Annotated in this window: 14 protein-coding genes; 8 read left to right on the top strand and 6 right to left on the bottom strand. The window is 59.5% G+C overall.

Annotated features, from left to right (window positions below; translation table 11 throughout):
- Window positions 1–3 precede the first annotated feature (3 nt).
- Window positions 4–618, top strand: a complete 615-nt coding sequence (locus PH558_RS16315; RefSeq protein WP_285205533.1) for a GNAT family N-acetyltransferase — start codon at window positions 4–6, stop codon at window positions 616–618.
- Window positions 615–3,527, top strand: coding sequence for an EAL domain-containing protein (locus tag PH558_RS16310; RefSeq protein WP_371865500.1), 2,913 nt, complete (start codon window positions 615–617; stop codon window positions 3,525–3,527). The genes PH558_RS16315 and PH558_RS16310 overlap by 4 nt, the downstream gene beginning before the upstream one ends.
- A gap of 8 nt (window positions 3,528–3,535) precedes the next feature.
- On the opposite strand, the gene PH558_RS16305 is transcribed toward PH558_RS16310, so the two are convergent.
- The 3 genes from PH558_RS16305 to PH558_RS16295 form a co-directional block, all read right to left on the bottom strand.
- Window positions 3,536–4,591 (bottom strand): zinc-binding metallopeptidase family protein, encoded by a 1,056-nt coding sequence (locus PH558_RS16305; protein WP_285205531.1) that lies wholly within the window; start codon window positions 4,589–4,591, stop codon window positions 3,536–3,538.
- 138 nt (window positions 4,592–4,729) lie between these two features.
- Entirely contained in the window at window positions 4,730–4,921 is a 192-nt protein-coding gene (locus tag PH558_RS16300) for a CsbD family protein (RefSeq protein WP_069613771.1), read from the bottom strand.
- Window positions 4,922–5,016: 95 nt separating this feature from the next.
- Window positions 5,017–5,622: a YqgE/AlgH family protein gene (locus PH558_RS16295; protein WP_285205529.1), complete on the bottom strand. Its 606-nt coding sequence runs from the start codon at window positions 5,620–5,622 to the stop codon at window positions 5,017–5,019.
- A 140-nt stretch (window positions 5,623–5,762) separates the two neighbouring features.
- On the opposite strand from PH558_RS16295, the gene PH558_RS16290 reads away from it, so the two are divergent.
- Window positions 5,763–6,590, top strand: a complete 828-nt coding sequence (locus PH558_RS16290; RefSeq protein ID WP_285205528.1) for a protein-disulfide reductase DsbD domain-containing protein — start codon at window positions 5,763–5,765, stop codon at window positions 6,588–6,590.
- 83 nt (window positions 6,591–6,673) lie between these two features.
- On the top strand, window positions 6,674–7,159 hold the full coding sequence (locus PH558_RS16285) for a peroxiredoxin (RefSeq protein WP_285205527.1): 486 nt from the start codon (window positions 6,674–6,676) through the stop codon (window positions 7,157–7,159).
- 79 nt (window positions 7,160–7,238) lie between these two features.
- On the opposite strand, the gene PH558_RS16280 is transcribed toward PH558_RS16285, so the two are convergent.
- Window positions 7,239–7,616 carry a VOC family protein gene (locus tag PH558_RS16280; RefSeq protein WP_285205526.1) on the bottom strand — a complete coding sequence of 126 codons (378 nt, stop codon included), beginning with the start codon at window positions 7,614–7,616 and terminating at the stop codon, window positions 7,239–7,241.
- A gap of 342 nt (window positions 7,617–7,958) precedes the next feature.
- Between PH558_RS16280 and PH558_RS16275 the strand changes: the two genes are divergently transcribed.
- Genes PH558_RS16275 through PH558_RS16265 form a run of 3 tightly spaced genes read left to right on the top strand, consistent with a single transcriptional unit; the run spans window position 7,959 to window position 10,532 of the window.
- Window positions 7,959–8,741, top strand: coding sequence for a metal ABC transporter ATP-binding protein (locus tag PH558_RS16275; RefSeq protein WP_285205525.1), 783 nt, complete (start codon window positions 7,959–7,961; stop codon window positions 8,739–8,741).
- Window positions 8,738–9,610: a metal ABC transporter permease gene (locus tag PH558_RS16270; RefSeq protein ID WP_285205524.1), complete on the top strand. Its 873-nt coding sequence runs from the start codon at window positions 8,738–8,740 to the stop codon at window positions 9,608–9,610. The genes PH558_RS16275 and PH558_RS16270 overlap by 4 nt, the downstream gene beginning before the upstream one ends.
- Before the next feature lie 19 nt (window positions 9,611–9,629).
- Window positions 9,630–10,532 (top strand): metal ABC transporter solute-binding protein, Zn/Mn family, encoded by a 903-nt coding sequence (locus tag PH558_RS16265; RefSeq protein WP_285205523.1) that lies wholly within the window; start codon window positions 9,630–9,632, stop codon window positions 10,530–10,532.
- Between the two features lie 49 nt (window positions 10,533–10,581).
- Here the strand turns inward: PH558_RS16265 and PH558_RS16260 are convergent, their stop codons facing one another.
- Together PH558_RS16260 and PH558_RS16255 are read right to left on the bottom strand one after the other, a co-directional pair.
- Complete coding sequence (locus PH558_RS16260) at window positions 10,582–10,890, bottom strand: Dabb family protein (protein ID WP_285205522.1); 309 nt, start codon at window positions 10,888–10,890, stop codon at window positions 10,582–10,584.
- Window positions 10,891–11,013: 123 nt separating this feature from the next.
- Window positions 11,014–11,913, bottom strand: a complete 900-nt coding sequence (locus PH558_RS16255; protein WP_285205521.1) for a LysR family transcriptional regulator ArgP — start codon at window positions 11,911–11,913, stop codon at window positions 11,014–11,016.
- Window positions 11,914–12,013: 100 nt separating this feature from the next.
- Between PH558_RS16255 and PH558_RS16250 the strand changes: the two genes are divergently transcribed.
- Entirely contained in the window at window positions 12,014–12,622 is a 609-nt protein-coding gene (locus tag PH558_RS16250) for a LysE/ArgO family amino acid transporter (protein ID WP_285205520.1), read from the top strand.
- Window positions 12,623–12,714 lie beyond the last annotated feature (92 nt).

Here is a 12,714-nt window from a genome sequence, read left to right as displayed (position 1 = left end):
GGCATGCAAAAATCTGTCTTTCGGTTTCTCTCACGTCATACGGACGGGGTTGAACTCGAAAACGACAATTATTTGCTGCGTTTGCCGCGCTACTCCGATTTCAATCAATGGCATAAGCTTCGGGCGGAAAGCCGGCGCTTTCTCGAACCCTGGGAGCCTACCTGGCGACATGACGAGCTGACCGAGGGCGCCTATCGGGCACGCATCATCCGCGGAAAGCAGGAATACAGCTCCGGCCAGGCCATACCACTCTTCATTTTTCTCAGGGAAAACATGACGCTGGTTGGGGGCATCACGATCGGCTATATTCGCCGAGGTGCTGCACAGAGCTGCATGATCGGATATTGGATGGGCGAGCGCCACTCCGGTCAGGGCCATATGTTCGCCGCACTTCAGTTGGTTATACCCTATATCTTTTCCGGACTTGAGTTGCACCGAATTGAAGCAGCCTGTATTCCGGATAACGAGCGTAGCATGCGGCTTTTGGAAAAAGCCGGTTTCCAGCGGGAAGGTCATTTGCGCGGTTATCTTAAAATCAACGGTCAGTGGCGCGACCATGTGATGTTTTCAAGGTTGGCATCCGACACCAACCCGAACCGAAGCTTCGACCAGCGATGATCGCCGGAATGATGCAGACGTGGCCAACGGCCCGCCGGCTATGCGCCGTGATCGCAACGCTCGCGGCCGCCATGCTGCTGTTGATCGCCGGGATGGCCGATGCAGCCGAGCCCGTGAAGATCTCGCGTGACGATACTGCGCTCGACCTCACAGCGACGACCGAAATCTACACCAATCAGGGTGAAGCCTTTCAGGTTTCGACGGCAGCCGGCGCCGACGGCATCCGCCGCCGCATCGAGGTTCGCTCCTCTTCACCCAATCATCAGGGCGACTGGGCGGTTTTCGCGCTTGCCAACGTTTCCGAAGAGCAGCTTGAACGCGTCATCGTCGCGCCGCATTTCCGTCTCGTGAATTCAAAGGTCTTCTGGCCCGATCTCGGCTCGCAGCGCATCGTCGCGATCACGCCGAGCGAAGGTTTCGCGCTCGATCGTCAGCCGAGCGACGAGGCCGACGTCTTCCGTATCACGTTGAACCCCGGCGCCGTCGTCACCTTCGTTGCCGAACTGTCGTCACCGAACCTGCCGCAGCTCTATCTCTGGGAACCGAACGCGTACAAGGATACGGTCAACGCCTTCACGCTCTATCGCGGCATCGTGCTCGGCATCGCCGGCCTGCTGGCGGTGTTCCTGACCATTCTTTTCGTCGTCAAGGGCACGTCGATGCTGCCGGCCACGGCCGCGCTCGCCTGGGCGGTGCTCGGCTATATCTGCGTGGACTTCGGTTTCCTCGGCAAGCTCATCAGCATCACGTCAAGCGACCAGCGGATATGGCGCGCCTGTGCAGAGGTGGCGCTCGCGTCCAGCCTGGTGATCTTCCTGTTCACCTATCTCAATCTCAATCGCTGGCACGCTCATCTCGGTTATGTGACGCTCGCCTGGGTGCTCGGCCTTGCTCTCCTCTTCGGCGTGGCAATCTACGATCCGTCGATTGCGGCGGGCATTGCGCGGCTGTCGCTGGCGCTGACGGCAACGGCCGGCCTGCTGCTCATCATCTATCTCGGCTTCAGCAGATATGACCGCGCAATCCTGCTCGTTCCAGCCTGGGCGCTGATCCTCGTCTGGCTGTTCGGGGCCTGGATGACGGTTATGGGCAAGCTCGACAATGACATCATCCAGCCGGCACTCGGTGGTGGCCTCGTGCTCATCGTCCTGCTGATCGGCTTCACCGTCATGCAGCATGCCTTTGCCGGCGGCGCCTTCCAGCAGGGCCTGTTCTCGGATCTGGAACGGCAATCGCTGGCGCTGACAGGCTCGGGCGACACCGTCTGGGACTGGGACGTGGCGCGCGACCGCGTGGTGACGACGCCCGATATATCGGTGAAGCTCGGCCTTTCGCCCGGAACCATGCACGGCGCGGCGCGCAACTGGCTGCCGCGGCTGCATCCCGATGATCGTGACCGCTTCCGCGCGACACTCGACGTGCTTCTGGAACATCGGCGCGGCCGGCTGAACCATGAATTTCGTATTCGCGCCGAAGACGGGCATTTCCACTGGCTGTCGATCCGCGCCCGGCCGGTGCTAGGCTCCAACGGCGAAATCATCCGTTGCGTCGGCACGATCGTCGATATCACCGAGCAGAAGAATTCGGTCGAACGGCTGCTGCACGATGCCGTTCACGACAATCTCACGGGATTGCCGAATCGCCAGGTCTTCCTCGATCGCCTGCAAGCCGTTCTGACGCTGGCTTCCGATGGAAATCAATTGCGGCCGACGGTCATGGTCATCGACATCGATCGCTATAAACTCGTCAACGATACGCTTGGCTTTGCCGCTGGCGACAATATCCTGATCGCGCTGACGCGGCGTCTTCGCCGCCTGATGAAGCCGCAGGATACGCTGGCGCGTCTTTCGGGCGACCAGTTCGGCCTCATCCTCGTTTCCGAACGCGATCCCGCCAAGGTCGCCGACTTTGCCGACGCGATCAGCAAGGCGATCATGGTGCCGATCAATTTCGCCAACCGTGAGATCATCCTGACGGCATCAGTCGGGCTGACGTCATGGGTCGATCAGCAGGAAAATGCGGCCGGGATGCTCAGTGACGCGGAACTTGCCATGTACCGCGCCAAGCGCGCCGGCGGCAATCGCGTCGAGCCTTTCCAGCCGGCGTTCCGCAGCTTCGGCACCGACCGGCTGCAGCTCGAGACCGATCTGCGCCGCGCCGTCGAACGCAAGGAACTTTCGCTCGTCTATCAGCCGATCGTTCGGCTTGAGGATGCAGAAATCGCCGGCTTCGAGGCGCTGATGCGCTGGGAGCATCCGAAGCGCGGCAATATCCCGCCGTCCGAATTCATCCCGATCGCCGAGGCTTCCGATATCATCGGCCCGCTCGGCATGTTCGCGCTGGAGCAAGCGACCAACGACCTGAAGGCATGGCAACGGCAGACCGGCGACCTACCGCTGTTCGTCTCCATCAACCTTTCCAGCGTGCAGCTCCTCAACAACGAGCTTTACGACGATATCCGCGCCCTGCTCGCCAAGACCCATTGCGATCCGAGCCGCATCAAGCTGGAATTGACGGAATCGCAGGTGATGGAGAATCCGGAACAGGCGCGGCTGGTGCTCGATAAGCTGCGCGAAGCCGGCATCGGTTTGGCGCTCGATGATTTCGGCACCGGCTATTCCTCGCTCGCCTATCTCACCCGCTTCCCCTTCGATACGATCAAGCTCGACAAGGCGATGGTCCGCGATGATAGCGACAAAAAAGCTGTCTTGTTGCGCTCGGTCATTTCCATGGCGCGCGAACTCAATATGCGCGTCGTCGCCGAGGGCATCGAATCGGAAGAGGATGCGCTGGAGCTTGCCAAGATCGGCTGCAGCTACGGCCAGAGCTTCATCTTCGGGCCGCCTATGGGCTCGGATTCGGTGATACGCTTGCTGAAGGAACGCTTTCCGCTGACGAAGCGCGCCTGAGTATTCGATCACGCGCTGTCGATCAATTCCCTGATATAGTCGAGCTTGGCAACCACCGGCGGCGAGAGGATGAAGGGATAGGAATCCGGCTGCCCCATGCTGCGCTGGATGGAATTGATCGCTACGCTCAAAGGGATCCAGGCGCTGACGAGCTGCTCGGCGCTTTCTGCCTTGTAAGGATTGAAATCCACCTCGGCCGCCATGTCGTGATAGCGATGGGGATCGATTGCCAGGCCGAAGGAACGCGCCGTTTCCAGCGTATCGACGATGTGCAGATAATGTGCGAAGCATTCGGCAAAATCCTCCCAGGGATGGGAGCTGGCATAGGCGCTGATGAAACTTTCCTGCCAGTTTGCCGGCGGGCCATTGTCGTAATGGGCTTGGAGTGCTGCGCCATAATCGGCGCGCTCGTCGCCAAAGACGGCGCGAAAGGCATCGAATTGCCCGCGATCGCGGACAAGCTTGTTCCAGATGAAATGGCCGGTCTCGTGGCGGAAGTGGCCGAGCAAGGTACGATAGGGCTCGTTCATCGAGGTGCGCGCCTGTTCGCGCGTCACGTCGTCGGCCTCCGCGGCGCGGATCGCGATCAGTCCTTCCTCGTGACCGGTCATGGCCGGGACCACGGTATTGCCCTGCACCTCATCCTCTAGGAAATCGAAGACGAGCCCACCTTCGGGGTCTTGCTGTCGATCGGGATGCGGCAGGTTCCACCGCAAGAGCGAATAAAACAGATGCCGCTGCGCCTGGCTGATGCGCCGCCAGCGATCTATACCTTGTTGCGTACCAGCGTTCGGCACGAGACGATTGTGCCGGCAGGCAACGCAATAGGGCTGCGGATCGTCCGCATCGATGAGCCAATTGCAGATATCGAGTTCGGCATTCGCGCAGAAGCGAACATGCCGCGTCTGTTCGGAGACCGGATGCCAGTTCGTCTCAGTTTCTGCTTCCAGGGCATATATCGCCAAGCGATCGGGGACGAAACCGAGCTGATGACCACATCGAATGCATTGCCTGTTATCGAAATGAACAGGCTGTCCGCAATGATCGCACGTGAAAAGCCGCATACTCCCCCTCGGAAAACTTACTGGCTGGCAATAAAGAGCCTGCCACGTTTCCGTAACAGGCTCTTCCTCCCAACATCGCCGCTTCGACGTCAATTCAGACGGAGCAGCGATCATGGATTGATAAAAACAAGCAGCCGGTCACATCCGGTCGACCGCTCCCTTGACCTTATCCTTGGCTTTGCCAACGGCGGTTTGCACCTTGCCCTTGGCTTCCTGTGCAGCGCCCTTGGCGCGCATTTCCTTGTCATTCGTCGCCTTGCCGGCCATCTGCTTGGCCTTGCCGGCAATTTCGTTCGCCTTACCGGACACCTTGTCGGTCGTGCTGCTCATGTCTGACGCCTCCTTGCCTGCGACAGCGAAATTGCCGTCGCTCTGTCAGGAAAACGTCACGCACGCTATTTCGTTCCGAAACAACGCAAATCGGCTCAGCTATGGCCGGCATGGGGTGACAGCATGACCGGATTGATACCCATGAGAGCCAGCGCACGATCATACTTGTTCTCAAGGCTGCGATCGAAGATCAATTCTTCGTTTGCAGGGCAGTTCAGCCAGCCATTGTTGCCGATCTCCGCCTCGAGCTGGCCAGCGCCCCAGCCGGCATAGCCGAGCAACATCGTCGCCCGCTTCGGACCGCTTCCCTTGGAAATGGCCCTGACGATATCGAGCGTCGCCGTCAGGCTGATATCGTCACTGACCGGAATGCTGCTGTCGCTGATGTAATCGTCGGAATGCAGGACGAAACCTCGGCCGCTTTCGATGGGACCGCCGGTCTGGATCGGGAAATCGCGCGCCATCTGCGGAAGCACGATAGCATCGTCGTCCTTGATCATTTCGAGATGCAAGAGGACGTCGGTGAATGTCAGCTTCTGAGCCCGGTTGATGACGAAGCCCATAGCACCGGCATCGGAATGGGCACAGATATAAACAACCGTGCGATGAAAGTTCCGATCCTCCATGCCGGGCATGGCGATCAGGAACTGACCGTCGAGAAAACCTCTTTCGCGTCTATTCTTCAGCGTCGATAGGGACATCGTGCCTCCTGACCGCAGCCCGCAACTGCGCCGCCTCATACCAAGATGGGGCAATGTCATAAATCAATCAACTGAAAATGATCATTTACCTCTTCGGTCCTGCTGGCTCCTTGCAGCCCTATCCGCTAAATCCTTGTTCCATGATCGAAATAAGTACCGTTGCCCGCCTGTCGGCACTTCTCGCCACTTTGTTTTTCAGCACCGTAGCGACTTATGCCGCAACGAGCGAGTGGATAGACAATCAGGGCGGCAGAATGCGCCTGATCGCGCTGGCGCCGGACCCAGAAGGGCATATCCGCGCCGCCTTGCAGATCGAGCCGGAACCGGGCTGGATCACCTATTGGCGCGAGCCCGGTCAGGGCGGAATTCCGCCGCAAATAACGCCGGCAGCGAGCAGCGGCGTAATGCTGGAAAGGGCGGGCTATCCCGTGCCGAAGCCGATCCGTGTCGGCCCCATCCAGGAAATCGGCTACGACGCGCCGGTCACGTTTCCGCTTGATCTGCGCGTCACCGGCAAAGCGCCGGAAAAGCTTGAGCTGACAGCTTTCATCGGCCTCTGCAAGGATATCTGCATTCCTTTCCAGGCCGAATACTCCCTGCCCTTGCCGACGGATGTGCAGCCGACCTCGCACGAACTGGCTTTGCTCGATGCGGCAAAGGCCGTGCTGCCGAAGCCTCCTTCCCCGGATTTCGCCGTCCAGAGCCATAAGATCTCCACCGACGGCAAGAACCTTTCCCTGCATCTGACACTGCCGGAAGCGAGCGGAAATGCACCTGAGATCTATGTCACGGGGCCATCCGGCTATGTGTTCTTTCAGCAAGCGAATGCGAAGCGGGAGGGAACGACCTTCTCGGCCGATATAGTAATCGGCAAACTACCGAAGGATTATGATCCGAAGGGCCAAAGCTGGGGTATTCTGGTCGTCGACGGCGATCGGGCGATGGAAACCACCCTTGCGCTCGAATAGGCCGGATCTATAGTTCTCTGAACCGTCTTCAAACCATCGGCGGCCGTTCGAGCGCCCCGAAACAACGACCCAAGGAGAGAGCCATGACTATCGCCATCGGCGACACGCTGCCTGCCGCCACCTTCAAGGAAAAGACCGCCGACGGCCCGGTCGAGATCAGCACCGAGCAGCTGTTTGCCGGCAAGCGCGTCGTGCTCTTCGCCGTGCCCGGCGCGTTCACGCCCACCTGCTCGCTCAATCACCTGCCGGGCTTTCTCGAAAACCGCGATGCCATTCTTGCCAAGGGCATCGATGACATCGCCGTCGTTTCCATCAACGACTGGCATGTCATGGGCGCCTGGGCGCAATCGTCCGGTGGCTTGGGCAAGATCCACTTCCTCGCCGATTGGGACGGCGCCTTCACCAAGGCGCTCGGCCTCGAGGTCGACCTCTCGGCCGGTGGGCTCGGCATTCGCTCCAAGCGTTATTCCATGCTAGTGGAAAACGGCGTGGTAAAGACGCTGAACATCGAGGAAAGCCCCGGCCAGGCGACGGTTTCGGGTGCTGCCGCGATGATCGAGCAGCTTTGAGGTTTTGATAGATCAGGAAAGGCTGGACGCCCCCTGCGTCCGGCCTTTCGTTTAGCCGTGGAAGGACCTTAGCCCCTCTTTATTCCTTTTGTCTGCTTGTTACCCGGATATAATAGCCATCCGGATGTACGATACGGAAATCGCGCAACCCCCATGGCTGTAGGACAAGCTCCGATACCGTATGGCCGCAGGTTCTGGCGGCGTCATAAAAACTTTCCACATCCCCAGCGCTCAGCACGATTTCGACACCGAGGCCTGGTCGTTCGCCATTGCCAGCTCGGAGTGGATGATCAGGCCCAAGAGCCTCCCGCTTGTTGACGGAAATGATAGCCTCGCCATTCGAGAGCATTGTGTATTGTTCGCTTGTCTCGCCAACCACCTGGAAGTTCAGTGCCCGTCGATAGAATTCTATCGATGCCGCCACATCGGCGACAAACAGCTCAAGCCTCAGCTTCATAACATCCTCTCCTCCTCGTCTTGTAAACTTTGTCACCCGATATCGCGTGAAAATACAACTGGCGATGAGCGTCGCGGCGATAAGGCGCGGACATTAACGCCGGTAAATATTCCAGCCTTGTTCACCGCAAATTCGTGGCAGTTCACCGCCCGCCTCTTTTTCGCCGCATTTCATCGGCTACTACGTGTAATGTTATTACATAATTGAAAGCCCCTGGATGCCTTTTGATCGTGGTCCCTTCGCGTCGTCCCTCATGGGGCGCTCAGCCCTGATGCGCCTTGCCTATGTGGCGGTCGGTATTGCAGTGCTTTGGGCGGCTATCGGCTGGGCGGTGGCTTTGGCATGAACGACCTGATCCGCCTCAACAATCTCACCGTTACCTATGAACGTCATCCAGCCGTACACCATCTCTCGGGCGGCTTTGCCGCCGGCAGCCTCACGGCGATTGCCGGGCCGAACGGTGCCGGCAAGTCGACGCTGCTCAAGGCAATCGTCGGAGAACTGCGGCTGGCGGAAGGTTCGATCGATCGAGGGGCGCTGACGCGCAACGATTTCGGCTATCTGCCGCAAGCGGCCGATATCGTCAGACGCTTTCCGATTTCGGTTGCCGATACCGTCATGCTCGGTGCCTGGAAGAATGCCGGCGCCTTTGGTCGGTTCTCCCTAGAGGATGCCGAGCGGGCGCGCGAGGCGCTCGGCATCGTCGGGCTCTCGGGCTTCGAACGGCGGCATATCGGCTCGCTTTCGGCTGGGCAGTTCCAGCGCGTGCTGTTTGCGCGGCTGCTGCTGCAGGATGCCCGCGTCATTCTCCTGGATGAACCCTTCACCGCGATCGACCAGCGCACGACGCGCGATCTTCTCGACCTCGTGCTGCGATGGAATCGGGAGGGACGCACGGTCATCGCCGTGCTGCACGATTTCGAGCAGGTGCGAAGCTATTTCCCCGAAACGCTGCTGATCGCCCGCGAACTCGTGGGATGGGGCAAGACGCAGGATATTATGAGCCCCGCCAATCTCATCAAGGCGCGCGCAATGGCCGAGCGCTGGGATGAGGAGGCCGAAGCATGCCTGCCGGAAGAAGAGCATGAGAGTGGCGCGCTCGCAAAGCGGGAGCCGGCCGAATGACCGTCTACGACATCTTCCTCGCGCCCTTTGCGGATTACGGTTTCATGCGGCGCGCGCTGATTGCCTGCGTCTGCCTCGGCCTCGGCTCCGGCCCGATCGGCGTCTTTCTGATGCTCCGGCGCATGAGCCTGATGGGCGATGCCATGAGCCATGCCGTTCTGCCCGGCGCCGCCATCGGTTATCTTATCGCCGGCTCGCTGTCGCTGACCGCGATGGGGCTTGGCGGGCTCGTGGCTGGCCTTTCGGTGGCGCTGCTATCCGGCCTCGTCAGCCGCGCGACCGTGCTGCAGGAGGATGCGAGCTTTGCGAGCTTCTACCTGACCTCGCTGGCGCTTGGCGTCCTCATCGTGTCGTTGCGTGGCTCCAACATCGATCTGCTGCATGTGCTCTTCGGCACCATTCTCGCAATCGACGCGCCTGCCCTCTACCAGATCGGTACGATCACGACGGTGACGCTGCTGGCGCTCGCCGTCATCTACCGACCGCTCGTCATGGAATGCTTCGATCCGGGTTTCCTGCGTGCCGTCGGCGGGCGCGGACCGCTTTATCACTTCCTGTTCCTGCTGCTGGTCGTGCTCAATCTCGTCGCCAGCTTCCAGGCGCTCGGTACGCTGATGGCCGTCGGGCTGATGATGCTGCCGGCCGCCGTGGCGCAGCTATGGTCGCGCAGCCTGCCTGCCATGATGATAATCGCCACGGGTACGGCGACGGCATCAGGCTATATCGGCCTCATCGCTTCCTATCACCTCGAATTCGCCTCCGGCCCGACGATCATCATCACCGCCAGCCTGGTCTACGGCTTCTCCATTCTCTTCGCACCCTCGGGCCTTGCCCGGCGGTTCTTTCCCCGTCCCCATCTCCGGGGCTAATCCGAACAAGGAGACTCGCATGAACAAACAGAGACTGCTCCTCTCAGCCGCTGCGGCAGCCTTCGTCGCCTTTGGCGTCGCCCCACCTGCTTCCGCCGAAACCCTCAATGTAGTGGCGTCCTTCACCGTGCTTGCCGATATCGTCAAGCATGTCGGCGGTGACCATGTGAAGGTGTCGAGCCTCGTCGGCCTGAACGGCGACCCCCATGAATTCGAGCCGTCTCCAGCCGATGCCAAGACGCTGAACGCCGCCAAGGTCGTCTTCGTCAGCGGCGAAGGCCTGGAAGGCTGGATGGACCGGCTGATTACCGCTTCCGGCTACAAGGGAACGCCTGTTGTCACCTCCGAGGGCATCAACACCCGCACCATGGTCGACGACGGCAAGACGGTCACCGATCCGCATGTCTGGAACAGCCCGGTCAATGTGAAAATCTGGGTCGCCAATATAGAAAAGGCTCTGTCCGCGGCCGATCCGGCAGACGCCGCCGATTTCAAGGCCAACGCCGAGCGCTACACGAAGGTCCTGACCGAACTCGACACCTACGCGCACAGCAAATTCGACAAGATTCCGGACGATCGCCGCAAGGTGCTGACCAGCCATGACGCCTTTGGCTATTTCGGCCGCGAATACAAGGTCAGCTTCCTCTCGCCGCTCGGCGTCTCCACGGAAACGGAGGCATCGGCTGCCGACGTTGCCAAGCTGATCGAGCAGATCAAGACCGAGCATGTGAAGACCTATTTCTTCGAAAACTCGAACGATCCGCGCCTCGTCAAGCAGGTCGCCAAGGCAACCGGCGCCGAACCCGGCGGCGAGCTCTATGTCGAGGCCCTCTCCAAGTCCAACGGACCGGCTTCGACTTACGAAAAAATGTTCCGTTATAACGTTGACCAGCTCGCCGCAGCGATGGCGAAGTCGAGCTGACCATTCAACGCGCGTGGTCGCAGGCATGGGCTGCCTGCGACCACCTCACTTAAATGTTGAAATCGAAGACCATCAGGCCGGCCAGACCACCGTCCGTGGACGAAACGATGCGTTCGCCGACGGCGACGTGATCGGGATGCACCAGATAGGCATCGCGCGCTTCGACACTCTCGAAGGTGACGACAAATCCATCGGCGAAGCCGCCATGCAAGCCCTCGGGCGAGACATTCGGCCCATATTTCACATCAACAATGCCCGGAATGACCTTTTGCAAGGCGACGACGGCGTCGAAGAGCGCCCTCTTGTCGTCCTGTGTCAGGGCGGATTTAAGTCTAAGAAAAACGCAATGCAGGATCATAAGGCAATCTCCCTGGAAGTCGGCGGCAGCATAGAGGGAAAGGGCAGCCGGGCAAGGCACCAATTCGCGAACATTGCATTCCGGTAGCGAGGCGAATGGCGACGTGTTAGCTGGAAAAATAGCTCACACCGACAGATGAGCTTTGGCTGCCGCAGTGATTTCGCGTGTCAATTCCGCAAGCCGGTCGGCCGCGAGACGGTTCACTTGCCAATATAATGGAATATACAACGGCGTGTCCGGGATCAGTTCGACCAAGCGCCCGGCTTCCAGATGCTCCCGCACAAGCTGGATGGGATTCATTCCCCATCCCATGCCTGCAAGGCTGGCATCGACGAAGCCTTGAGTCGAAGGCAGCCAGTGGCTCGGATAGGCAAAATCCTCGCCGAATGTCTGGCGTATCCAGCGGCTTTGAAGCCTATCCTTCTGGTTGAAGGTCAGTGCCGGCGCGTTCTGGATCGCTTCCGGGGTAACACCTTTTGAAAAATGCCGGGCGATGAAAGCGGGACTTGCCGTCGCATGGTAGCGAAGCGCGCCGAGAAACATACGCCGACATCCCTGGATCGGCTTTTCCAGGCTGGTGACAGCTGCAATAACCCGCCCCCGCTGCAGCCATTCGGCCGTATGATCCTGGTCGTCGATGGCGATATTCAAGAGATAGGGAGAGCGTTTGGTAAAACCGGATATGGCTTCCACGAACCACGTCCCGAGGCTATCGGCATTCGTGGCAATGTGAAGCGTGACCCTTTGCTTGGGATCGTCGGGATCGACGAGCGCCGGCAAACGTCCGAACAGCTCGTCTTCCAGCATGCCGACATTCTCCATATGGCGGCAGAGCCAATCACCCTTTTCCGTCGCGGTGCAGGGATTACCCCTGACGATCAGGACGATGCCGAGGCGCTCTTCAAGCTGCTTCACCCGCTGCGAGACGGCCGAAGGCGTGACGTTGAGAATGGCTGCCGCCTTTTCGAAGCTGCCGGTCTGGACGACCATTGAAACGGCACGGAGAGCGGAATAATCGAGCATGGCTTAGTTTTTCTTAATCTGGATTAGCAACATTAAGTAGCCTAAATCTTCATATGCCGATACCGGAAATGCTCATCGGTTTTGGAGCACTTCGGTAGGCATGAATTTTTCGATCTATATGACGGGCCTGATGATGGGGCTCAGCCTGATTGTCGCGATCGGCGCGCAAAACGCCTTCGTCCTGCGTCAGGGTCTTCGCAATGAACATGTATTCGCCGTTTGCCTTGCATGTGCGCTCTCGGATGCCGCGCTCATCGTGCTCGGGGTGACGAGCTTTCGCCAGATCTCCGCGCTGCTGCCCTGGCTCGATCCTGTCATGCGCTATGCAGGAGCGGCCTTCCTGATCTGGTACGGAGCCAAGAGCCTCTATTCCGCCTTTCGTTCGACCGCGGTGCTGGCTGCCGGAGAGGCGAAGGCATCGAGCTTCCGGCAGACGCTTGCCATGTGCCTGGCGCTTACCTGGCTCAACCCGCATGTCTACTTAGACACGGTCGCGCTGCTTGGCACGATTTCCACCCGATTTCCGGGAAACGAAGCTTCATTTGCGGCGGGTGCCATGACGGGTTCTTTCCTGTTCTTCTTTTCGCTCGGCTTTGGCGCGAGGTGGCTGAGGCCGATCTTTGCGAAACCCGCATCCTGGCGCATTCTGGAAACGCTCATTGCCCTTACCATGTGGATGATCGCCACCAAGCTGCTGAGTGGAGTATGATTTCTGCGTTACATTCATGGACAGTCACACGGTGCTAAGCGTAGGACGATTTCAGCTTCTGCTTTTCGAGCGCTATCGCGGGTCTGAGCCTG

The sequence above is a fragment of the Rhizobium pantanalense genome (assembly GCF_030182525.1).
In the GTDB taxonomy this organism is placed as follows: Bacteria; Pseudomonadota; Alphaproteobacteria; order Rhizobiales; family Rhizobiaceae; genus Rhizobium.
The sequence above is the reverse complement of the archived record's forward strand: the minus strand, read 5'-3'. Positions and strand labels throughout refer to the sequence as shown.

What these genes read in the sequence shown, in the direction of transcription:
- PH558_RS16315 (WP_285205533.1), top strand. Translation starts at nt 4, where the DNA reads ATGCAAAAATCTGTCTTTCGGTTTCTCTCACGTCATACGGACGGGGTT.
- PH558_RS16310 (WP_371865500.1), top strand. Translation starts at nt 615, where the DNA reads ATGATCGCCGGAATGATGCAGACGTGGCCAACGGCCCGCCGGCTATGC.
- PH558_RS16305 (WP_285205531.1), bottom strand. Translation starts at nt 4,591, where the DNA reads ATGCGGCTTTTCACGTGCGATCATTGCGGACAGCCTGTTCATTTCGAT.
- PH558_RS16300 (WP_069613771.1), bottom strand. Translation starts at nt 4,921, where the DNA reads ATGAGCAGCACGACCGACAAGGTGTCCGGTAAGGCGAACGAAATTGCC.
- PH558_RS16295 (WP_285205529.1), bottom strand. Translation starts at nt 5,622, where the DNA reads ATGTCCCTATCGACGCTGAAGAATAGACGCGAAAGAGGTTTTCTCGAC.
- PH558_RS16290 (WP_285205528.1), top strand. Translation starts at nt 5,763, where the DNA reads ATGATCGAAATAAGTACCGTTGCCCGCCTGTCGGCACTTCTCGCCACT.
- PH558_RS16285 (WP_285205527.1), top strand. Translation starts at nt 6,674, where the DNA reads ATGACTATCGCCATCGGCGACACGCTGCCTGCCGCCACCTTCAAGGAA.
- PH558_RS16280 (WP_285205526.1), bottom strand. Translation starts at nt 7,616, where the DNA reads ATGAAGCTGAGGCTTGAGCTGTTTGTCGCCGATGTGGCGGCATCGATA.
- PH558_RS16275 (WP_285205525.1), top strand. Translation starts at nt 7,959, where the DNA reads ATGAACGACCTGATCCGCCTCAACAATCTCACCGTTACCTATGAACGT.
- PH558_RS16270 (WP_285205524.1), top strand. Translation starts at nt 8,738, where the DNA reads ATGACCGTCTACGACATCTTCCTCGCGCCCTTTGCGGATTACGGTTTC.
- PH558_RS16265 (WP_285205523.1), top strand. Translation starts at nt 9,630, where the DNA reads ATGAACAAACAGAGACTGCTCCTCTCAGCCGCTGCGGCAGCCTTCGTC.
- PH558_RS16260 (WP_285205522.1), bottom strand. Translation starts at nt 10,890, where the DNA reads ATGATCCTGCATTGCGTTTTTCTTAGACTTAAATCCGCCCTGACACAG.
- PH558_RS16255 (WP_285205521.1), bottom strand. Translation starts at nt 11,913, where the DNA reads ATGCTCGATTATTCCGCTCTCCGTGCCGTTTCAATGGTCGTCCAGACC.
- PH558_RS16250 (WP_285205520.1), top strand. Translation starts at nt 12,014, where the DNA reads ATGAATTTTTCGATCTATATGACGGGCCTGATGATGGGGCTCAGCCTG.